This is a genomic window from Mesorhizobium sp. WSM4989 (assembly GCF_029625795.1).
GTDB lineage: Bacteria > Pseudomonadota > Alphaproteobacteria > Rhizobiales > Rhizobiaceae > Mesorhizobium.
The window spans coordinates 1-259 of record NZ_JARTVN010000046.1 but is presented as its reverse complement, the minus strand read 5'-3'; the positions used below and the strand labels follow the sequence as shown (position 1 = coordinate 259).

Here is a 259-nt window from a genome sequence, read left to right as displayed (position 1 = left end):
GCATCACCAGCGTGATCCGCCACAATGTTCCCGATGGGGTCGGCGGCAATGTGCTCGGGCTGTCGATCTCCGCCCAATATGTCGGGCAAGTCGCCGGTCCCTTGCTGGGCGGCTTTGCCGGTGGTCATTTCGGCATGCGCTCGGTGTTTCTGGGCACGTCCATCTTGATGGCCGGCGGCGCGGTGTATAACTGGCTGGCACAGTCACGCCGCGAGCAGGACATGGTTGCCAACCCCGGCAAGCCCTGACGGGGTTGGGC

Annotated in this window: 1 pseudogene; it reads left to right on the top strand. The window is 64.9% G+C overall.

Features of this window, described 5'->3' with window-relative positions:
• Positions 1 to 248 (top strand): annotated as a pseudogene (locus P9217_RS30250) (MFS transporter); the annotation flags it as partial.
• Positions 249 to 259 lie beyond the last annotated feature (11 nt).